Below are 22072 nucleotides of genomic sequence, written 5' to 3'. Positions count from 1 at the left end.
CTTTAAAAAAATCTTGCAGTTTATGAATAAAGCACTTTATCTGTGTGTAGCGTTAGTTGTTTTGAGCGCATGGAGTTATCAGGATGGTCACAAGAAAAGTTTTGTTGATGTAGCCGGAATTGACTCCCTAACAAAACCCGGTAATAATTTCTTTCGCTTTGTTAACGGGCGCTGGTATGATACCGCAAAAATTGCCAGCGATCAGGCAGGTGTAGGTTCATATAGTTTCATGAATATCCCCCAAAAGAAACTGTTGCAAAACATTCTGGACAGTGTTTCAAAAACTAAAAATAATATGGGCAGCGTTGAACAGAAGGTAGGCGACTTTTACGCTTCTGGCATGGATATGACTACCATTAACCAACGCGGATACCAACCCATTAAGCCAATACTTGAACGTATTGATGCTATTAAGGACGTACCATCGTTGATCAAATTCGTAGCAGCAGAACTAAAAACAGGAAACAGCTCAGTTATTAGCTTTGGCATTTATCCCGACAACAAAAACAGTAGCATCAACATTGCCCATGTTTCTCAAACTGGTATTGGTTTACCTGAAAGGGATTATTATTTCAAAACAGATTCATCTACACTCCAAATTCAACAAGCCTATAAAAAATACATCAGTACCTTATTTCAATTAACTGGAAGTGATGTTGCTATAGCTACCAAGGATGCAGACATTACTTACAGCATCGAAAAACAAAATGCCGCATCGCATAAAACAAATATTGAGCTGAGAGATGTAAACGCAAATTACCATAAAATAGCGGTTGCATCCATCAACAAAACACAGGCTAATATAAGTTGGGGGACATTGCTTGCCGACTTAGGTGCAACAACCGACTCAATTGATATGGCCCAGCCTGCTTATTACGATAAGTTAAATGAACAATTGAAATCAATATCCATAAATGACTGGAAAATTTATTTAAAAGCAAGCTCCCTACAAAACTACGCCGAAACGCTTAGTAAACCATTTGTGGATGCCTCATTTGACTTCAATAAAGTATTATCGGGACAAGCCACACAGAAATCCCGCAGGCAGATCATGACTGAAAACGTTGACCATTATTTGGGGCAGGCTTTAGGGCAATTGTATGTAAAACGATATTTTAATGAGGATGCAAAAAAACGTGTACTTGTATTGGTAAACAATTTGCAAAAATCTTTCGAAAACAGGATCAATCATCTTGATTGGATGAGTGACAGCACAAAACAAAAAGCAAAAGAAAAACTATATGCTATTACCAAAAAAATAGGATACCCTGATAAATGGCGGAATTACGATAAGGTGCAGATTAATAGAACCAAATACTTTGAAAACATCCTCTCGCTTAACCAAAACAATTATAATTTTGAATTGGCAAAATTGAACAAACCGGTTGATAAAACAGAATGGGGTACAACACCATCTACGGTTACCGCTTACTATAATCCATCATTTAATGAAGTTGTTTTCCCCGCAGGTATTTTACAATTCCCTTATTTTGATTTTTCGGCAGATGATGCCATCAACTATGGCGGCATAGGGATGGTAATTGGCCATGAGATGACGCATGCCTTTGATGACCAGGGCGCGCAGTTTGATAAGGACGGCAACGTAAAAAACTGGTGGACAAAGGAAGATTATCAAAAGTTCAGGGAGAAAACAAAACAGTTGGTTGATTTATATAGTTCATTTACCATTTTAGATACTGTTCATATAAAAGGGGGCCTTACATTGGGTGAAAATACTGCCGATAATGGTGGCATCGCTATTGCTTATGATGCATTTAAGATGACACAACAGGGAAAAGACTCTGTTAAAATTGATGGTTATACTCCAGATCAGCGCTTCTTTTTATCTATTGCCAGGATATGGAGGGTAAAAACAAGAGATGCATTTCTTCGCACTTACGTGAACACTAATCCACATTCGCCGGCTATGTGGCGTGTAAATGGCCCTTTAATGAATTTCGCCCCTTTTTATAAAGCGTTTAATGTGCAGCCGGGTGACAAAAATTACAAGCCAGAAAACCAAAGAGTAAAGATTTGGTAGTAAGAGCAATCCCCCGGGAATAGGGTACAAACTAAATTGACTTTATTTACCATAAACAACAAAACCTGACAATTGTCAGGTTTTGTTGTTTATGCGCTTTTCCAGGTGTACATTTCTTAAGTAATTATTCATTTGGAATATTGAAATTTTCAATATATGTTTGTAGTGTACTATTATACTAATACACTATGATTCAAATAAAAGATTTGGATTTCGCATACAAAAAGGGCAAACCCATTTTTGATAAGCTGAACCTTTCCTTAAATCCAGGCCATATTTATGGTTTGCTTGGTAAAAATGGATCGGGGAAATCAACGTTGCTTAAGAGTATAGCAGGCCTTGTTTTTCCGCTAAGTGGTAAATGCCTCATTAATGGTATAGACGTCGCTAAAAGGACTGTTGCTACATTGGAAGATCTTTTCTTTATTGCCGAAGATATTTATGTACCCACCTTAACTTCGGGTCAGTTTTTAAAAAGCACCGCCGGGTTTTATCCTAAATTTAGTATAACCGATTTTTATGCCTATTTGAAAACATTGGATGTAGATCCCGAACAGCAGATGAGTAGCATGTCTTATGGTCAGCAAAAGAAAGCCATGATTGCATTTGGGTTGGCAACAAATGCCAGTGTATTAATTATGGATGAACCTACCAATGGTCTGGATATTCCGTCAAAGGTTCAATTCCGTAAACTGATTGCCTCAGTTTTAAACGAAGAGCGATATATTATTATTTCAACCCACCAGGTAAGGGACCTTGAAAGTCTGATTGACACCATACTTATCCTTGATGACCACAAAATTGCAGTGGAAAATACGGTTGATGAGTTAATGGAAAAGCTTTTATTCGGTCTGTTTGAGGATACGAGAGGAATGAAAGTTTTGTATGAGGAGGAAACCATGCGTGGCAAACATGCCATCCTGCAAAACACTACCGGGAAGTACAGTAAAATGGACCTGGAATTACTTTTTAATGCTGTGACAACAGGAAGCAACCTATTAACGGAAATGCTGGAAAAAGGAGGTAACCGTGAATAATTTCTTCAGTTTAAAACGTTTCCTGCATCTTTTTGTGAAACAGACAACCGAACACTACCGCACTTATTTAATGTCGATAGGTGTTTTAGCCGGGGTAATGCTGCTTGGAGGCTCTTTTTTATTTTTTATAATACCCGAACCTCCTGACACGGGCCTGCAAACTGCCATGTTTGTTATCCTGATGCTAACTTCCGGCACCATCTTTACCAGTACTGTATTTAATGATTTTGGCGATAGAGGAAAAGCAATCGCTTCGATTACACTACCAGCCACTGCATTTGAAAAATTTATGGTAGGATGGTTATACTCCTACCCTATTTTTATGCTTGTTTATACAAGCGTTTTTTACCTTGTATTAATCGGCTTGGGCAGTACTAAACATTGGCCGGCAGATCAGCATTTTGCTATGTTAAGCCTACGCCAGGACGGTGCCATCATCTTGCTGGTGATTTATTCAGTTCTGCACTCCATAAGTATTTTCGGAGCCATATTTTTCAAAAAATTGCAGTTCATCAAAACAGGTTTTGCATTCTTTGTTGGCTACGGGTTACTTACACTTTTAAATACGCTGTTTTTGAAGGGAATTACAGGATTAAATGTGACTAAACTTGCTATGCCCTACGGTTATCTCAACTTTTACGTTGAAAACAAGTTTTACTCCATAGCCGCTAAAGGCCCGGCTTCGCTGAGCCAAATCATTATATTAATCCTGGTGGCTATATTGATTTGGATAGCGGCATACTACAGGTTAAAAGAAAAGCAGGTTTAAGATGGAATTTAAAGATAACGAAGCCATATACCTGCAAATTGCCGCGTTTGTGTGCGATAATATACTAACAGGTAAATGGACCGCGGGGCAAAAAATACTTTCGGTACGCGACCTTGCCGTTGAACTGGAAGTTAACCCAAATACTGTTATGCGTTCATATGAATTTTTACAGGCTCAGGAAATTGTTTATAACAAACGGGGCTTAGGGCTTTTTGTGGCCGATGACGGTTTTGAAAAAGTTAAAGCCTACCGGAAACAAAGTTTTGTTGAGCAAAATCTGCCCGATTTTTTTAAAAATATTTACCTGCTCGATATATCGATAGACGACATCAGGCGGCAATATGAGGATTTTCAAGCTAAACAAGCGGCCAAACTTAATAACGAAGAACATGAGGACAAGCACTAAAATATTATTAATAACTTTTACTCTGCTAGCCCTAAGTCTGGTGATCTATGATTTAGATCTCAGGGCGGAATACCGGAAAGGAGACTATACAAATCCTTTCCGCGACTATGTAACGCTCGATTACCGGGATTTTAACGAGGTAGAACTTGATGCCTCAACAGCAGTGAACATTATACTGGTACAAGGACCATTCAAAGTGATGACAAACCCTGACGCAATGGAGTTTACCAAGGTAACTAAACAGGGCAAAAGATTGATTGTAAGCGCCTCTTTTAGCGATCATTACCGTGGGTTCAATACAAATTATATCGTATACATCTCCTGCCCTAACCTGTCTTCTTTTACGGCCGACGCACATTACCTGGCAGCAGGCACTATAATAACCGACACCGTAACAAATGATCTTAACTGGAAGGCTACTGTTATCCGCGGCTTTACGCTCGACAGTCTCCATATAAAGGAAAACCACGCAAGCAACCTTATACTCGATAACAATAGGATAAATAAATTGAGGGCTGTAATAGGGTTTGATAAAAACAGTGGCTCGGCGCTCACTGTTGGTGCAAACAACCAATTTACTCAATGCGACCTCAATTTGCTCAATAAAAGTAAACTGGTAATCAAAGGAGGAATTAACGAACACCTAACCTACCACCTGGCTGATAGTGCAACCCTTATTGCAAATGGCATCGCATTAAAACACTTGATAAAACTCAAATAGTTATGAAATTAGTCATCAAATCTCTTTCAAAAACTTATGCAAATGGCGTACATGCTTTAAAGGATGTTTCGCTAACGCTGGAAAACGGTATGTTCGGTTTGCTTGGCCCTAATGGCGCGGGTAAATCATCATTAATGCGCACCATTGCTACCTTGCAGGAAGCTGATTCAGGCACCGTATTTATTGATGAGCTTGATGTACTAAAAAACAAAACGCAGGTGAGGCAATTGCTTGGGTATTTACCGCAGGAGTTTGGGGTTTACCCCAAAATATCAGCCGAGCGTATGCTCGACCATATTGCGCAATTAAAGGGTGTAGGCAATGCAGGAGAACGCAAAGACCTTGTACTCGGTTTGCTGGAAAAGGTGAATCTTTTTAAAGACCGCAAAAAACACCTGGGTACTTACTCGGGAGGCATGAAACAACGCTTCGGTATAGCACAAGCATTGATAGGCGACCCTAAGCTGATTATTGTTGATGAACCTACAGCAGGTCTCGATCCGGCAGAAAGAAACCGCTTTTATAATTTACTGAGCCAATTGGGTGAAAATACTATTGTAATTTTATCTACCCACATTGTTGAGGATGTGAGCACGCTCTGCTCCAGCTTTGCCATCATTTGCCAGGGAGAAGTATTATATGCCGGCGACCCGGAATTTGCAGTAAAGGAACTGGAGGGAAAGATCTACTCAAAAGCAATTAATCAATCAGAGATACAGTATTTCAGAGATGTGTATAATGTGATATCCACGCAGCTTAAGTCAGGCAAGCTGCATATCAGGATATTGCAGGATACCGAACCGCAGGATGGTTTCGTGCCCAGCACCCCCAATTTAGAAGATGTATACTTTAGTAATATTGCTACCCGCGTAGATATAAACACCATGTAAATTACTTAAAAACAATAACTTATGTTTTTTAAAATATTTCTGTTCGAGATCCAAAATAGGGTCCGCAGGCCCGCCGTTTACCTATATTTTTTAGCAATATTCCTGTTTACCTTGTTCGCATTTTCAACAGGCTCACTGCCTGTTGGTGAAAAAGAACATATTAATTCGCCATACCTCATAGCATTCTGGTCTGCTGCCATGACCATGATGATGATGCTGGTTAGTTCATCCGTAATGGGAATGGCTATTTATCGTGATATTGAATATCAAACCAAAGATTATTACCTCACCTACCCCATTACCAAAGCCGGTTATTTTTGGGGACGGTATTTTGGTTCATTCGTGTTTATGATACTCCTTGCAACCGGTATTCTGGCAGGTATTTACCTGGGTACTATTATCGGCCCGGCTATTGGCAAAACCAGCCATGAGCAATATGGCCCCAATAAATGGAGCTTTTACCTATATCCCTTTTTCACTATTGCACTGCCTAATATATTTTTCACCTCATCACTATTCTACGGCCTTGTCGCCATTATAAGAAATGTGAAGGTTATTTATTTTGGCGGCATCCTCTTATTCCTATTCTATTTTATAGCCTTATTTTTTCTTAATCACACAAATAATGCTACTGTTATCGGCATTTCGGACCCGTTTGGCTTAAATGGAATCAGGTTTCAGATGAATAACTCAAGTACCAGCCAGCAAAACAATGATCTTATAAAAATGACAGGACCGCTAGCAATCAACCGACTGCTTTGGCCCGGCATAGGTCTTGTGATTTTGATTTTCACTTATGTTCGTTTTAATTTTGAAAAATTCTTCGCGGGGAAAAGGGACCGGGCGGCAATTGATGAAACGGGCGGCAAAACCAATCGTAAGCAGTTAGCAACACCTATAGTTAACTTTTCGGGTAAATACAACCGGCAAACACTGGCAAACCTGATACGTGTTGAGTTGTTAAATATCATTCGTGATAATTACTTCTGGATCATCGTCATCAGCGGCAGTCTGTTCTTAGGTTTTGTATTCTGGCTGGGCAATATGACCTTTGGGGTGCCTGATTTACCGCGGACAGTAGTACTGTTAGACATATTTAACGATGCATTCCCTTTCTTTATCTTCTTCATCATCATGTTCTATACCGGGGAAACACTCCAGCGCGACCGCTTAACAAGATATGCTTTTATTAACGATTCACTGCCCACGCCAAACTGGGTGCTCAATGGCTCCAAATTGATTTCGTTACTGGTTATCGCAACCGGGCTTTCGCTGCTTCCTGTTGTAATTGGCATAAGTGTACAATTAATTAAGGGTTTTACCGATCTGAATTTATCAGCCTATTTGGTGTATATAATTCTTGTGCTGCTGCCCAAGCTGCTGGAGATAGTAATATTTTGCTATATCATCAATGTGGTTTTCAATAACAAGTTCGCAGCCTATGCATTTGGTGTTACGCTTTGGGTAGGCATGTTCTTTCTGGATGTTACCAAGACATTTGACTATCACTTGCTTTTATACTCCTATACCCCAAACACGGGTATATCTGATATGGATGGCATAGGCCACATGACCGGCCCAATAGCCTGGTTTGATTTATATTGGCAGTTAGGTGCAGGATTACTGATCATTGCTGCGGCATTACTTTATAACAGAGGTATCAGCTCATCCTTTAAAGAAAGGCTACAGCTGATACCTGAACGTTTCGACAAAAAAACGAAAGTATTTACGGCAGGCCTGGTTTTATTATTTCTTGTTGTGGGTGCCTATAACTATTATAATGTGAGCTATTTGAACAAATATCTTACTCAGGGTGAAAAAGATACCCGCAGCATTATTTATGAAAAGGCTCTTAAGAAATATCAAAATTTGCCATTGCCTAAAATTACCAGCATCAAAATGGAAGCTGATTTGTTCCCGGGTAAACAGCAGGAGTTTGTCAGAGCTTTTGTTACGCTGGTTAACAAAACCAACAAACCCATTTCAACTATGCTGCTTGATGGAGATGAGCTAACCAATTATTCGATCAAAATTGATGGTAAGCCCCTACTATTCACTTACCCGCTGTTTTATCCGCATGGTTTCTTCAGCTGGTTTGGCCCGAAACAGGATACTGCTGAATTTAGGTTGTATCAATTTAAAAAGCCCATAGCACCCGGCGACTCTGTAATTGCTGAGGTAAATTCGTCTATTGTTTACAAGGGGTTCCAAAACAGGCTCTATGCAGCCAACCTGCTGCATAACGGCACATTTTTCACAGGCGGACTACCAGGCTTAGGCTATGATGACGACGACGAGGTAGGTAGCCCGTATGTGCGAAAGAAGGCCGGCTTACCTGCAAAAAAAGAGGAAGAAATTGCACAAAACGATCCTGACGGCATCAGTACATTAAAAGCTGGTAAAGCAGCCGATCTCCTTAAATTGGATGTAACAATAAGTACCGAAAGCGACCAAACTGTCATTACTCAAGGCGAGCTTGTGAAACAATGGAAGCAAAATGGTCGCAGTTATTTCCATTATGTACAAAACAGGCCAGGTATGTATACTCCATTCGGGATAATATCAGCCAGGTACGCCGATAGAAAAGATAGTCTGTTGTTAGATCACTGGGTTGATATTGATGTTTACTATCACCCGGCTCATGCCATAAATATCAACCGGTTTGTGATGGCTTATAAGGATGGGTTAAAATATTACAGTTCGGTATATGGAGCTTATCCTTTTAAAAATATCAGACTCGTTGAAACTTCCAATTACGGCCCACGTGATGCTTCAACAACCACGCTGGACAGTTATGCTGAATATAACGGTTGGACAGCGCATTTTACCGACCCTAATCAATTTGATTACCTGTATTTTCTGACCACAAGGAATCTTGCACAGCAATGGTGGCGTTTCCAGGTAGCCCCTAACAACACAGTGGGATCATTGGTAATACCCGAAGGGTTGGCTAACTACGATGCACTGGTTATGGCAGAAAAAAAGTATGGAAAGGCAAATATGCGATCATTATTACTGGATCAACTCTGGTATTACTTATTCGTGAGAAGACGGCTGGAAGAAAAAGAACACCCGCTGATTAAAGCCGACCAATGGTTTGAGTGGAGTAGTAAAGCAAGTGTAGCCCTGTATGGTTTAAGAGACTTGATTGGCGAAGACAGTTTAAACAATGCCTTACTCGAATTTAAAAATGCTTATGCCTTTAAAAATAAACCACCATTTGCTGGTGCTCCTGATTTGTATCATTACCTGCAAAAACATGTCCCGGATTCACTGCAATATTACCTAACCGATACATGGCAAAAAATAACGCTTTACGACAGTAAAATAACATCGGTAAAAGCTGTTCAAACTGCGAACAAAAACGAATATAAGGTGACGTTCAAAGTAAATATTGACAAAGTTTGGATTGATAAAAAAGGCAACGATGTACCCGCAATAAATATGAATGACTATATCGATATCGGTGTGTTTGGAACAGATGTAAAAGATAAAGATGGCCGTACACAAGCAAACGTGCTTTACCTTAGGAAATATAAGTTAACTCGTGGCGAGCATGAATTCAACTTCATTGTAAAGGGAAAGCCAATATCGGTAGGTGTAGATCCTTTAGGCAAATTGATAGACAGGAACCCGAATGATAACATGAAAAGTATAGAATAAACCATCTTAAAAATATGGATTAAAAGAAGTAAGTCCGGCCCGTTTTGGTTCATCCCCCGGGCCGGACTTAATTTTGTTTTATCATTTTTACAAAAGTCTCCTACTTCAATACAAAAGGAAATTCACCTTTTATATGCCTTATTTAAAAAAGATGTTCATTAAATAATTGAAAATATTTCAAAAAGATGGTAGCTTAGACCGATTTTAAAATATGAACAAACCTGCATCCTTATTGCAAAGACGGCTGAAAGCGTATACCCTTACTGAGATTCTGGTAGTATTGGTGATTATCGGGATCCTGGTATTGTTGGCTTTGCCCAATTTGCTTCCATTAATCACCAAAGCTAAAAGTGTAGAAGCTAAAACGCAATTGGCGCATGTGCAGGCCCTGGAACAAAGCTATTTTTATGAACATTCCAGATATTCTAAAGATCTGACCGAAATCGGCTTTATACAGGAGAAGCTGGTTACAGATGATAAAGATGCCCATGCCAATTACCGCATTGAGATTACTACGGCTACCAATACAACTTTTACCGCAAGGGCTACCGCAGTTGTGGATTTTAACGGCAATGGCACCTTTAATGTATGGGAAATTGACCAGGACAAACATCTAAGAGAAACCACCCCAGATTAAGTGCTACTGCTGAAAATTGCTATTATAATAGTTTTACTATTGCTGTTCATACAGGATTTACTGGCCCGGTCAGTATATTGGTTTCTATTTCCTTTATTGATTGCCGGGTTAATTGGAGTTGGCGGTGAGCACCTATCAGTTGCCGAACGCTGTGAGCCAACCTTGATCAACCTAATGTTTCTTGCCCTTCAACTGGTTGTTCTCAGTCTTTATTTTTCTTTAAAACATAAAAAATGGGTAAACATTACCCGGGAGCTAATTGGTATTGGCGACGTTCTTTTTTTGTTTAGCATTGCATTTTATTGCTCTACGCTCAACTATTTATTTTTCTATATCATCAGTTTAATAACAGTTTTATTATGCTGGCTAATTTTTCAGGGGATTTCGGCAAATAAAAATCGTCAAATTCCGCTTGCAGGCTTGCAAAGCCTAATATTTGCAGTATTTTTAGCGGGCGATTGGTGGCTGGGATTATTCAACCTTACCGATGACGCCTGGTTGTTGCTCCTTATCGCGAAATGAATTCCACGGAAGATATTACTATTCTTACAGATCAACTTCACCTGCTGACTAAAGATCAGGCCTGGCATTATCGTATTCTACCAAAAAACAAAGCCGGTAACCATATTTTATTATACTGTGATGAAACAACAGATAAAAAGAGCTTGGTAGAAGAACTGGAAATCCTGTTTAACCTGGAAATCTTGCTGGAGTCAATTCCGGCGGCCCAGATATCAAAACTGCTTTCTAAATATTACATTAAGGACAATATCGCTCAGGGTTCTGCCCGCCTGCAATTAAATAATGATGCAGATAATTTTCTGGCCAATCTGATTCAGGAAGCTAAAAACCTGAAGAGTAGTGATATTCATATTGAAACCTACGAAAATAAATGCCGGGTAAGGATCAGGATAGATGGGATGATGGTTGAACGGTATTTACTAAAAAGAGACGAATACCCCGCGCTGATCAATAAAATAAAGATCATTTCTAACCTGGATATCGCAGAAAAACGATTACCTCAGGATGGACGTATTAATTTTAAACATGGCGATCAGCAGTTTGATATCCGCGTATCCATATTGCCCACCTTGCATGGCGAAAAGGTAGTATTAAGGTTGTTGAATAACGATGCGACCGAAATTGATCTGAATAGTCTTGGTTTCTCCTCTTTCGATCTGGAAAACTATCTGCAGGGCGCCAAAAGGCCCAACGGTATTTTGCTGATCAGCGGCCCAACCGGTTCGGGTAAAACCACCACTTTATATGCTACTTTAAAATTGCTGAATAAAGAAACCACCAATATCCTAACCATTGAAGATCCGGTTGAATATACATTGGAGGGCATCAACCAGGTACAGCTTAAGGAATCTATTGGTTTAAGTTTTGCCGCCGCTTTGAGAACCTTTCTCCGTCAGGATCCGGATGTAATTATGGTTGGTGAAATAAGGGATACTGAAACGGCCAATATGGCTATCCGGGCAGCCTTAACAGGTCACCTGGTTTTGTCTACCATCCACACCAATTCCGCATGGGGTACAGTTTCAAGGTTGATTGATATGGGCATCCCGCCGTTTTTGGTTGCCAGTACGCTCAATACTACCGTAGCCCAGCGATTGATTCGTTTATTGTGCCCTTTTTGCAAAGAAGAAAAGACATTCGATGAGGGGCTATACCCCAAACAATTTAAGCCTTACAAGAGGGTTATCCATCATAGTACACCCAAAGGATGTGAACAATGTTATTATACCGGTTATAAAGGCCGTAAGGCAGTTTACGAAGTAATCCCCATTGATCAGGACCTGGCATTTGAGATCAAGCAGGGAAATATGTATATCCAGGATCAACTGAAAGAACGCGGTGTACAAACCCTGGCCGAAAATGCTTTTAAACTATTTGCAGATGGATTAACCTCTATCGAAGAAATATATCCCCTTTTATTTAACTATTAGTGCTGAAATGATTAAAAAGTTTACCCGACTGTTATTGATATGCTTCTGCCTGGCCTGTTCATTTTCTGCACTGGCCCAGCAAACTCCCCGCATACGAACGATACAAAAGAAATTGGACAGTCTGGCCAAAGTGCTTCCGGGGCTCGATCAAAAAGTATCCCTGCAAATTAACGGGTCTGTACAACAATATTTACAGGGCATTGCAGCGGCCAATAATTTAAGTATCAGTGTTGATCCAAAGCTTAGCTTTCCAATTAATGATAACTTGAATGATGTAACTGCTTCTAATATTTTGCTTTTCCTGGCGCAGAAGTATAGCCTTGATATCAGCACTGTTGGATCTATCATTTATATCACCTCTTACCAGGAGCCGGTAATTAATATTAAACCTCCTGTTAAAGAAATCGATGCTGTTTATAATCGTTCAAACAACAGTTTATCATTAACCCTTAATAATGACAGCCTGACCAGCGTTGCTAAAAAGATCACCCAGGTTTCTGGTAAAAATGTGATTGTTCCCGTTGCGTTGCAGGGTAAAAAAGTAAACGCCTTTATTGCAGCAGCTCCCTTTGAAACGGCGATGGATAAACTGGCCTATGCCAACGAAATCAAAATGGTAAAAACTGCCGACGACTATTATCTTTTTCAACCACTGGCAGAAAATGAAGAATTATATGTTAACGGCGATAACCAGACCGCGGTACGAAAATTATTTAAGCAGGTTAGCCCGGCTCCAGGCGGGAATGCTGCCTCTGGCGTATTTTTTAAAACGGTAAACGGGCAAAAGTTAATTTCAGCTGATGCAAATAATGCCCCCATCCTTAACCTGATTAGCCAGGCCAGTCAGGAATTAAATTACAACTATTCCATTTATTCGGAAATTAAAGGAACCATCAATATACACGTAAGTGATGTATCATACGAAGAATTTCTGGGGCTGCTACTTAAGGGAACCGATTACACTTTTCAATCAGAAAATGGTATTTATTTAATAGGCGATAAAAAGCTGGAAGGATTAAGGTCATTCAAAGCTATTCATCTGCAAAACAGATCAATAGATACTGTTGTATCGATGATTCCTGCCGACTGGAAGAAGGGTGTGGAAATTAAAGAATTCAGGGAACAGAATACTATTCTTCTGTCTGGCTCCAGCGCCCAGATCAGGGAGATTGAAAGCGTTATTAAACAACTGGATGAATTGGTGCCGGTTGTATTAATTGAAGTAACTATAATCGATTTTACAAAAACCAGAACCATAGCAACAGGCATTAGCGCCGGTGTATCTGATAGTGTTAAAACGGGCGGTACCATTTTGTCAGGCATCAACTTTACGGCCAGTGCCAGCGGTGTAAATAGTTTTTTAAATAGTTTGGGAAGCCTCACCTCTTTAAATTTGGGACATGTGGTACCCAATTTTTATGTTACCCTGCAGGCTTCAGAAACCAATAATAATGTAAATGTACGGTCAGTTCCTAAATTGACTGCTTTGAACGGGCATACCGCTACCCTAAGCATTGGCAGCAAATTATATTATAAAAACTCTACCCAAAACCTGATTCCCTCAGCTTCTACAAACACCTCGGTTTTTACTAATACCTACGTTCCTGTTGAGGCTAATTTATCCGTTGACATTAAGCCGATAGTATCAGGCGATGATGAGGTTACATTGGGAATAAAAGTGAATATATCTGATTTTACATCCATCCCAACAGACGGCTCACCACCACCTCAATCCATTAGCAAATTTGAATCCAGCCTGCGTGTGCACAGTGAGGATACAGTTTTATTAGGAGGCATGGAGCGTACCGAAAATGATTTATCAGCCTCTGGTGTTCCAATTTTATCAAGGATACCTATCCTGAAATGGATCTTCAGCAGTCGCACCAAAACAAATTCAAAAGTGGTAACCGTATTATTTATTAAACCAACCATTTTACGCTAATCAAATGCTGGCTAAATATTACCGGATCAATCAGGCTGCTGGCGTAGATATCACCATCCAAAAGGATGGGGGGCTCCTGATCCATGCCTGTGGTATTAGCGCTAACGGCAATCAGATGGATATTGTGCAGAAGGTACCGGATCTGAATAATATAGAAGCATTAAAGAAACATATCCCTGCAAAAACGCCCATTGCGCTTAACCTGAATGGTAAGGGGATATTACACCGGCAGATAGAAAGAACGGATGACATCGATGCAAGTAATTTCACTAAAATATTGCCCAATGCTGATTTTAATGATTTTTATATTCAGCACAGTATTTCCGGCGAACGTTCTTTTGTTTCACTTATCCGTAAAGCGGAGGCCGACCGGTGGATTCAGCAGCTAAGCAACAGTGGCTTTGTTCCATTATCGTTGAGTCTGGGGCCATTTGCGGTGCAGAATATTATCCCCCAACTAAATATTTATGGTAATGAGTTGATCTTTAACGGACACCAACTACAACGGGACGATGAACTTAACTGGCTTAGTTATAATTATGACGAAGCCGCTTTAAGCCGCTTTGTAATCAAGATAGAAACAACCCTTATTGCTGAAAAACTGCTTCTCCCCTACAGTGTTGCCTTTCAGTTGGTTTTGACCGAACAGCTTGATGAGATAAAAGCAGATGTACCAGCCCTGGATACCGCTTTACAAAATAAACTGGCAGACAACAAGCTAAAAGTTAAAGGTTTTTTATTCCTCAGCGGATTATTCGTTTTACTACTGATTAATTTCCTGGTGTTCTCGTCTTTAAATACGGCGAATGCTAAACTGACCGAACAGGTGAGTCGCTCGGCACAAAGCACCACGGATGTAGAACAGTTAAAGCAGCAGGCAGGGCAAAAAGAAGCGTTACTGACCACTCTTGGATGGGAAGGCAATATTGATAAAAGTGTATTGATTGATCAGCTTGCATCCTTGTTGCCACAAGAGATTACCTGGAAAGAAGTAGCGCTAAACCCCGTTGACCTGGCAGCAAGCCGCATCCAAAAGACGATTGTTTTTTACAGTCGTAAAATTCGCATTACAGGGACTTCCGAAAAGATCATCCCGGTAAATGAATGGATGGCCAGAATCAGGACAAGGAAATGGGTAAAAAATGTTCAACTGGATAATTATACTTTTAACAGCGAGCTGAATACCGGGCAGTTCAGTATTGTGATTGATTATTGATATGCTGAAAAAAATCCCACTCAAAAAAGAACACCTGTTTGCTATTGCTGCGGTAATAGTTTGTTTGCTTTGCTACCGTCTGGCTTTTCAAAAAACCATAGAGGCCTGGCAAATTCACCGGCAATTGAGCAAGCAAATAGCCGCCGCAGGCGATTTTAGCGATCAACCCGCCTACCTGGATAGAAAGCAAGCTAACCTCAGCAAAATTCTTGGTCTTTACCGTGCCGATACGGTAGCTTTCCGGAGTAATATCATCAGTACCATCTCCGGCATTGCAGAAAAAGGCGGTGTAAAATTAAGCGAAGTTCCGGCGCAGGATCCGCTTTACAATACGGATAAATTTATTATTCAGAAACTCAGTTTTGAGGGAAGTTTTTTTGCGATGACCAAAGTACTCCGTCAGCTGCAATCCACGCCCGGCATTGGTATGGTACGGGCCTTTACTTATCGCTCGGTTGGCCTCAAATCTAGTAACGACCAGACTAAGAAATTGATATTGGAAGTGTATATGGAAGTTGGTAAATAAAATAAATAGCCCATCCTGTCCCGCAAATACATGAAACAGCAGAAACACACCGGGCCAGGCGAAACAAGCCATCTCTATAAATCAATAAGTTAAACCATTGCGTGGGCCAAGCTGGGCCAAAAAAGTGCATGTGTCGTCCTAAAAAAATTATTTTTATTTACCAATATATCGTTTTAATACTTTTCGTTTCAAGTTATCACCTGGCCATATTTCTATTTTATAATAATCATCGCCTCCATCACCTGGATAAAACACATGAAAGATGAGTTGCAAAAGATGGCTCAACTATTTAATATGACTACCGACCAGGTAATTAACCATGACGGCAAAGTGCCTAAAGAGGTAATTATTGAGGATAAAACTGCCGTAGAGCAAATGCGCCTCATACAGCAGCTTGATGAGGACGACAAGCAAACCATTTTCAAACTGATCGATAAGATGCTAACTAACAAGAAGTTTAAAGAGTTCTTTCAGAATAATGTAGCTGCTCTATAAAACAACAAAGCCCCGGTTAAGGGGCTTGTTTACATTTTAGAAGCTATAGAAAGCAGGCTTTTGTTGTGGCGGTATTATAATAGCTGTACTTAGGTTGGGCAACGCCTTTCTCATTGTCGCCACATCTTTATTGGACGTATCTACAAACAACCAGTTTTTTCCGCCGTCTTTTGATATTGCAATTAGTGTAGAAGTAGCAACAGCCCTGCCATTTACAAGCTTAATTGTGGTGTGCTGCTGTAATGTACATTGCAGCTCATTACCGCTTTTAACAATTTTTGAGGGACTGTCAAATGTGATATTATCAAACGTCATCCCCTGAGTTTTCATGCTACTAGCACTATTTGCAAGCACGGTAGCCATACGGATTTCTCCACCCATCGCATTTACAATAGCCGGATAAGTATACTTGGCAAACGTTTGATAATCTCCCTTTAAAAAAACTTTACCCATAATATCTGCCTGTTTCTGCATATATGAACCTATCGTTGTGTTGATAGTTAGTTTTGTTTGACCATAACACAACCCTATTCCAAACAGGTATAAAAAAAAGCCATATTTATATATATTCATTTTTCAGAAAAAAAGTAATTATTTCAACCTTAATTGCTCCACCCATTTATTAGATCTTCCCTCAAAGTGATCAACGATTCGAGCTTCAACATGAGCCGGCTCCCAAACTGCAGATCTTTCTAATCCTATACATTTTTCTTTAGATGACGGTGATATTTTTCCGGTATTTGGATCATAGATTTCATAAGCGCCTGGATTTATCGCATCTTCAATAAATTTAAGAGGCAATACTTTAGATTCAGAATCCAAGTCTAAATGTCCAATTTTTTTCCATCGTCCTTTGGTTATTGCATCTTTATAAACAGCTACAATAAACAAAACTTCTTCTTGTAATATTTTTTTGATGTCAGTTATCGGCTCATTGACGTAAATATCATAAAAAGCATAATCCGCTTTTGGGAGTATTCTACCGTAGGAATATTTGCCATTCGGGAGTACTATTTCAATAAATGAGCCTTCTTTTCTTATTGCCATGTTTCTTTATTTTTTTGGTAAACTTCCAAAAGCTTTTGTTGCCGCATTAATATACTGTTGCATTTTGGGATTCTTTGCACTTATACCATTTATTGCATTTCCAGATGTCCCATTGACTGATTTTGCACCTCCGCTGTGTTCAATTAACTGCTGTTCTCGGCCTCTTATTGCATCACTCGATGTCGATGATTTATCTAACTTTGCCGGTCCAAACCCATCTGCATTTTTATGATGTCCTGCATCCCGCGCAGCAACATTTTCTTCGGGGGTTCCTTTTCCACTAGTTTTGCCGGAATAAACTTCGCCTGTTTCTGGATGCTCTTTCGTATATGTTTGAAAGGTTTTCTCTTCTAAGGTTTGTTCCGCTATTTCTTTAACTTCGTCTTCAGCCCCGACTTTTAAAGCATCTACTGCTAATGTTTCGCCAACCCGCAAAGCTTCCCCTCCTTCACCACCTGTAAATACATCAACAGCTAACATGCCTACACCAAGACCAGCCTCTTTCCAGCTACCATGGTATATGCCTACACCTATCTGTTTCACACTACCTGCAAATGGCACATAATCAACAGCACCCCATAAGAAACTCCCTATTGTTGCGGCTGTACTCTTGGGTATTGGAGTAGCCGTGATAACCACTTCTTTAAGCGTCCCTCCGTTAAGCGTTGGATCATCCGCAGCCATACCTGTTGCATCAATAAAACGCAACGGGTTATTCATTACATAATTATAAGGGGAATGCCTTCGCATAAATTCCGCCAGCGGATCGATACTTGTCCACCTCGCAATCACTGGGTCATAGAACCTTGCGCCATAATCGTATTGCCCTAATTCCTCTTGTAACTCCTTTTTATTGTAAAGATATTCATTTTTGGGGCTGCTTACAATACGGTTTATCTCCAGGCCAAAGGGGTAATAATCATCCTGCTGTAGTACCGCAGCTACACCAGTCTGCGTATCAAAGGTGATCCTCGTATTCCCCAGGTTATCACCTAAATAATAGGTATAATCGTAACCACCTGTGCCGGGCACTGCTTTACCCTCTTCTGTTTGTATAAAACCAATTGTGGTGGTACTGTTATCGTACTCTATCCCGCTGATATAATCCGTGGTTTTGGTTACCCCGTTAAGTACATCTACTTTTCTTAGTTTAGTCCCGGAGGCATCATAAGTATACGTAGCTGTTCCGGTAGCTACCGTTGCTACCATAGGCAAATTAAGCAGGTTATAGGTAAAACTCTTATTCTGGGTAGTAGTTACCGTATTACTATTGCTCAGCATATTACCATTGGCATCATAGGTATAACTCATAGTGCCGCTGTTGAGGCCTGTATTATTACCGCTGCCATCAACTATATTCTGTACCTGGTTGGTATAATTGCCGTTGTTGGTATAAGTATAGCTTAGCTGGTCAATCAGGATATTGGCTTGGTAACGGTTTAAAGTGGTGATATTACCTACCTGGTCATAGGTTATTCCTGTTTCATTGTTGTTATCTATGGAGGTACCACCCAATAAACGGTTTAAATTGTCATAGGTATAAGTATAGCTATTACTATTAGGAGCTGAACTGGTTCCCCAGCTTTGGCTGGCGATATTGCCATTATACTGATGTGTTGGCGTTATACCGTTTACACCGGTAACCTGGTTATACTGCAACTGTTCTTGAAACAATGGTGCGCTACTGCTTAACAGCCAGCCTCGTTCGTTATAACTGTATGCTATATCCTGTAAAAAGCTGCTGCCACCGTTGCTGCTTTGCAGGTGTTTGGCTCTTAACTGGCCTATTTCGTTATAATCACTCTGTGATAGCAGCACATTTGTACCTCCATTGATGCTTTCAAAAGTCTGGCGTTTCCGCTCAATCTGATCATACACGTAATTATTAACAATAGTAGCATTAAGTGTGGCGGCTGTATTGTTGGGTGAACTCGCTTTGAGAATTGGTTTGCATCCTAATGTATTGGGGAGACATGAAAGAGGTGAGGCTATACCCTCTATTGAAGTTGCAGCACGTATTGCTAAAGCCTTAGATATATCTTTAGATTACCTCTCTGAGCTAACAGATACCGAGTTAGACACTGTTATATTAACCCGAATAAACGAGATAGCCTCTTTATCTGAAGAGGAACAGAAGCAAGTGTATATGGTTGTAGATGCGCTTATTAGAGATTATAAGGCAAAGAAATCCTATCCTAATAAATGAACAAAGCCCAGCACCAATAGGCCTTGTCTTTCAAACATAGCTTTCGTTATCTCGGCTAGCGTGGACGCTTAGTCAGGCTGGGTACTTTTCGCTATAGCTGAATTTGGCCCAAAAAAGTTAATGGATAATTGATCAGCTCTTATCTCAGTCCAATAGTATCGATGAGATCCTGCTGTTGCCGTATTGATATCACTTAGCGGTACAACTAATAAATCTTAGTAAAGCGATCCTCTTGACAGGTAATCTAAATAATGCCAATATTCATGCTCTATGTCCACTAAGCTATTTCCACCTCCTGCAAAAATAGCTTCGCTATTCGGCCTTGCGGGTATTGCCCGCTTGCGCCTTTCACTTATCATCCGTTAAGGACTTCCCGTGTTCCGTACAAAAGCCGGAATAAGAGTCGTGCCATCTTTATTACGATTGCCATATGGCCCGTATGCAAGTTTCCGCTATAACTTTCATCGATCTCGAAGAAAATCAGCTTTTGACAATATGTTCACTATCTCATCACTTCATCAATGGTTCATTTGCATTCATCTCTCTTATTCGTATCAGACTGCTCCAACGCAGCCTTTTCCTATTTCCGTTCAATACCCGTTCATTACTAAACAAGCACCGAGAGGCGGTTTACAGCCTCCACTTGCATAGCGACTGTGGTAGGCCTACTACCATCTTTTGTACAACATTTACTTACCTTTATACTTTGGCTCGTAATTCACGGCACACCTCGCGCTAGGATGGAGGAACATTAGCTGAAAGCTAATCACATTTTAGGTCGAAGCTATAAGCTTCGACCAGTGCGGGACTTTACAAAAACCCAGGATAAAAACCGTGGTAGTTTCCTGTTTTTATTCGATCAACTATATCATAAGGGGTCATAACTAATCCTATTTCAGCTTTGCGGTTTACGCCTTCTAAATCACCTACTCTAACCGTTTGGAGGTCTCCAAGTCGCCATACATACCAATTGCGAGATATTTTAATTGGCTCCTCACCTCGCTTTGTTCCATAGTCACTTGTTCCTCTGAAGATGATATGACTTGTTTCACCAATATCAGTGGTATTACCAACCTTTTCCCAAAGCCCCATCTTTGTACCAAACTTCGTCACACAGTGGGCATAAAACGCTACCTCACTTTTTACAATTACTGATAAGTCAGGAATACTGCCAATAGGATAGACTTCATCAAAGACCCTTATCACATCGCTGTTAAGCTGGTACAAATCAAAGGCTATCAACTGAAAACATTTAACGTTGTCAGTATCTACTTTCACTGAAAAAACATCTCCTATTTTTGTGCTAACTCTTTTCATGTATCTATTATTGAATACCAAATGTAGACCAGTTTTTTGGCGCAATTGAATTTATTTTGTTTAATAAATTGTCTAACCCGTGACTGTTGATTAAATTTTGTTCCCATATCCTTGCCTGCTGCCTAGTGAGGCCTGTAGCTCCTTCTACGGTTTCAAATCGAAGAAGTGACTTTTCTCCACCTGCAGCAATATGTTCTGCCCATCTTGTAGTAACTTCTCTTGATGTAATGCCAACGTATTTAACCTCACCCGTTGCCGCATCAAGCCCTTGGTAAACAGAATGTGAGCCAGTCTCTTCAGCAACAGCCTCCATTGTGGCCCCAGCCCCAGGGATCATGCCGTAAGCGACAAACTCTAACATGTCAGCCAATCCACTTAAGCCTGCAGTGTCAAATCCATGAAATACCGTTGAGGGATCTCCAACATTCATTGATGACCACCGCCAACTACCATCTGCTTTTAAATCAACTCCGGCTCCGTTAGTGGCGACATACGAGCCTGTTTTACCGATGTATGTTTCGCCAGGTTTAGTATCGGATGCTTTGTGAACATTAGGATCATCGCGCACCTGATGAGTTGTATTGTTCATTACCCAATCAGGTGGAGTAGACCCATTGTTGCTGCCGCCAGCCCTTCCGGCTATAACGTGGCTATGTTCCTGAATTTCTCTTTGCCAATCCGTTTGAGTATGACCATATTCTAACATCCCATCGGGATCAATATAGCGTATAGGATTATCCTTTACATAATTATAAGGTGACCAACGCCTGCTTAATTCCGCCAACGGATCAACACTATTCCACCTCCCAATTACCGGATCATAGAACCGCGCACCATAATCATATTGATTTGCAAGATCCGTCTGTACCTCTTTCCCATTGTAAAGATAACGGTTATTGTTCGACAAACTATATACCGGATTTCGCAATCCAAATGCATAATACTCATCCTCCTGGATGCGCCTTGCCGTATCTGCATTAGGGTCCTTATCAAAGGATAAACGTACATTACCCAAATGATCTTTTAAATTATATTCATAGTTCCAATTGCTTCCAGCAGGAACGGCCCTACCTTCTTCTGTCTGGATAAACTGGATAGCTTCGTTAGTAGCAGTTGCACCAAAATAAACAATGCCACTATCATAATCCCAATAACCGTCACTACCTATATTCCTTAACTTCTGCCCGGCTGCATCATAGTAGTAACT

Annotated in this window: 20 protein-coding genes; 15 read left to right on the top strand and 5 right to left on the bottom strand. The window is 40.3% G+C overall.

The features are described 5' to 3' along the window. The first annotated feature begins 22 nt into the window (after window positions 1-22). The 14 genes from JN11_RS13875 to JN11_RS13810 all read left to right on the top strand — a co-directional run bounded on the left by JN11_RS13875 (window position 23) and on the right by JN11_RS13810 (window position 16295). On the top strand, window positions 23-2041 hold the full coding sequence (locus JN11_RS13875; RefSeq protein WP_144913469.1) for a M13 family metallopeptidase: 2019 nt from the start codon (window positions 23-25) through the stop codon (window positions 2039-2041). 188 nt (window positions 2042-2229) lie between these two features. Further along, on the top strand, window positions 2230-3078 hold the full coding sequence (locus JN11_RS13870) for an ABC transporter ATP-binding protein (RefSeq protein ID WP_144913468.1): 849 nt from the start codon (window positions 2230-2232) through the stop codon (window positions 3076-3078). Window positions 3079-3112: 34 nt separating this feature from the next. Beyond that, complete coding sequence (locus JN11_RS13865; RefSeq protein WP_144913466.1) at window positions 3113-3847, top strand: hypothetical protein; 735 nt, start codon at window positions 3113-3115, stop codon at window positions 3845-3847. 1 nt (window position 3848) lies between these two features. Next, a complete protein-coding gene (locus JN11_RS13860; protein WP_144913464.1) occupies window positions 3849-4253 on the top strand; it encodes a GntR family transcriptional regulator in 405 nt (134 codons plus the stop codon). Next, window positions 4237-4974 carry a hypothetical protein gene (locus JN11_RS13855; protein ID WP_144913462.1) on the top strand — a complete coding sequence of 246 codons (738 nt, stop codon included), beginning with the start codon at window positions 4237-4239 and terminating at the stop codon, window positions 4972-4974. The genes JN11_RS13860 and JN11_RS13855 overlap by 17 nt, the downstream gene beginning before the upstream one ends. A gap of 2 nt (window positions 4975-4976) precedes the next feature. Then, window positions 4977-5864: an ABC transporter ATP-binding protein gene (locus JN11_RS13850; protein ID WP_144913461.1), complete on the top strand. Its 888-nt coding sequence runs from the start codon at window positions 4977-4979 to the stop codon at window positions 5862-5864. Between the two features lie 21 nt (window positions 5865-5885). Beyond that, window positions 5886-9527 (top strand): ABC transporter permease/M1 family aminopeptidase, encoded by a 3642-nt coding sequence (locus JN11_RS13845; protein WP_144913459.1) that lies wholly within the window; start codon window positions 5886-5888, stop codon window positions 9525-9527. Window positions 9528-9738: 211 nt separating this feature from the next. After that, entirely contained in the window at window positions 9739-10164 is a 426-nt protein-coding gene (locus JN11_RS13840; RefSeq protein ID WP_144913457.1) for a type IV pilin protein, read from the top strand. Then, window positions 10165-10686 carry a hypothetical protein gene (locus JN11_RS13835; RefSeq protein WP_144913456.1) on the top strand — a complete coding sequence of 174 codons (522 nt, stop codon included), beginning with the start codon at window positions 10165-10167 and terminating at the stop codon, window positions 10684-10686. After that, complete coding sequence (locus JN11_RS13830) at window positions 10683-12116, top strand: GspE/PulE family protein (RefSeq protein ID WP_144913454.1); 1434 nt, start codon at window positions 10683-10685, stop codon at window positions 12114-12116. The genes JN11_RS13835 and JN11_RS13830 overlap by 4 nt, the downstream gene beginning before the upstream one ends. A 7-nt stretch (window positions 12117-12123) precedes the next feature. Further along, window positions 12124-14058 (top strand): secretin and TonB N-terminal domain-containing protein, encoded by a 1935-nt coding sequence (locus JN11_RS13825; protein WP_246139011.1) that lies wholly within the window; start codon window positions 12124-12126, stop codon window positions 14056-14058. A gap of 4 nt (window positions 14059-14062) precedes the next feature. Next, on the top strand, window positions 14063-15274 hold the full coding sequence (locus JN11_RS13820) for a hypothetical protein (RefSeq protein ID WP_144913452.1): 1212 nt from the start codon (window positions 14063-14065) through the stop codon (window positions 15272-15274). A 1-nt stretch (window position 15275) separates the two neighbouring features. Further along, window positions 15276-15800 carry a hypothetical protein gene (locus tag JN11_RS13815; protein ID WP_144913451.1) on the top strand — a complete coding sequence of 175 codons (525 nt, stop codon included), beginning with the start codon at window positions 15276-15278 and terminating at the stop codon, window positions 15798-15800. A 255-nt stretch (window positions 15801-16055) separates the two neighbouring features. Beyond that, window positions 16056-16295, top strand: coding sequence for a hypothetical protein (locus JN11_RS13810; RefSeq protein ID WP_211360761.1), 240 nt, complete (start codon window positions 16056-16058; stop codon window positions 16293-16295). Between the two features lie 36 nt (window positions 16296-16331). Here the strand turns inward: JN11_RS13810 and JN11_RS13805 are convergent, their stop codons facing one another. From JN11_RS13805 to JN11_RS13795, 3 genes are read right to left on the bottom strand one after another with little or no spacing between them, the layout of a single operon-like run. Further along, on the bottom strand, window positions 16332-16868 hold the full coding sequence (locus JN11_RS13805) for a hypothetical protein (protein ID WP_144913447.1): 537 nt from the start codon (window positions 16866-16868) through the stop codon (window positions 16332-16334). An 18-nt stretch (window positions 16869-16886) separates the two neighbouring features. Then, window positions 16887-17342 (bottom strand): immunity 26/phosphotriesterase HocA family protein, encoded by a 456-nt coding sequence (locus JN11_RS13800; RefSeq protein ID WP_144913446.1) that lies wholly within the window; start codon window positions 17340-17342, stop codon window positions 16887-16889. A 6-nt stretch (window positions 17343-17348) separates the two neighbouring features. Next, on the bottom strand, window positions 17349-19220 hold the full coding sequence (locus JN11_RS13795; RefSeq protein ID WP_144913444.1) for an RHS repeat domain-containing protein: 1872 nt from the start codon (window positions 19218-19220) through the stop codon (window positions 17349-17351). Between the two features lie 28 nt (window positions 19221-19248). On the opposite strand from JN11_RS13795, the gene JN11_RS13790 reads away from it, so the two are divergent. Next, the gene (locus tag JN11_RS13790; protein WP_211360759.1) at window positions 19249-19548 is read left to right on the top strand and encodes a helix-turn-helix domain-containing protein; all 300 of its coding nucleotides are present in this window, start codon (window positions 19249-19251) and stop codon (window positions 19546-19548) included. An 810-nt stretch (window positions 19549-20358) separates the two neighbouring features. On the opposite strand, the gene JN11_RS13785 is transcribed toward JN11_RS13790, so the two are convergent. Both JN11_RS13785 and JN11_RS13780 read right to left on the bottom strand, forming a co-directional pair. Continuing rightward, window positions 20359-20865: a hypothetical protein gene (locus JN11_RS13785; RefSeq protein ID WP_144913442.1), complete on the bottom strand. Its 507-nt coding sequence runs from the start codon at window positions 20863-20865 to the stop codon at window positions 20359-20361. Window positions 20866-20872: 7 nt separating this feature from the next. Beyond that, window positions 20873-22072, bottom strand: a 1200-nt coding sequence (locus tag JN11_RS13780; protein WP_144913441.1) for an RHS repeat domain-containing protein, incomplete at its 5' end; no start/stop codon positions are given.

It is taken from the genome of Mucilaginibacter frigoritolerans (assembly GCF_007830615.1).
Taxonomy (GTDB): domain Bacteria; phylum Bacteroidota; class Bacteroidia; order Sphingobacteriales; family Sphingobacteriaceae; genus Mucilaginibacter; species Mucilaginibacter frigoritolerans.
The sequence above is the reverse complement of the archived record's forward strand: the minus strand, read 5'-3'. Positions and strand labels throughout refer to the sequence as shown.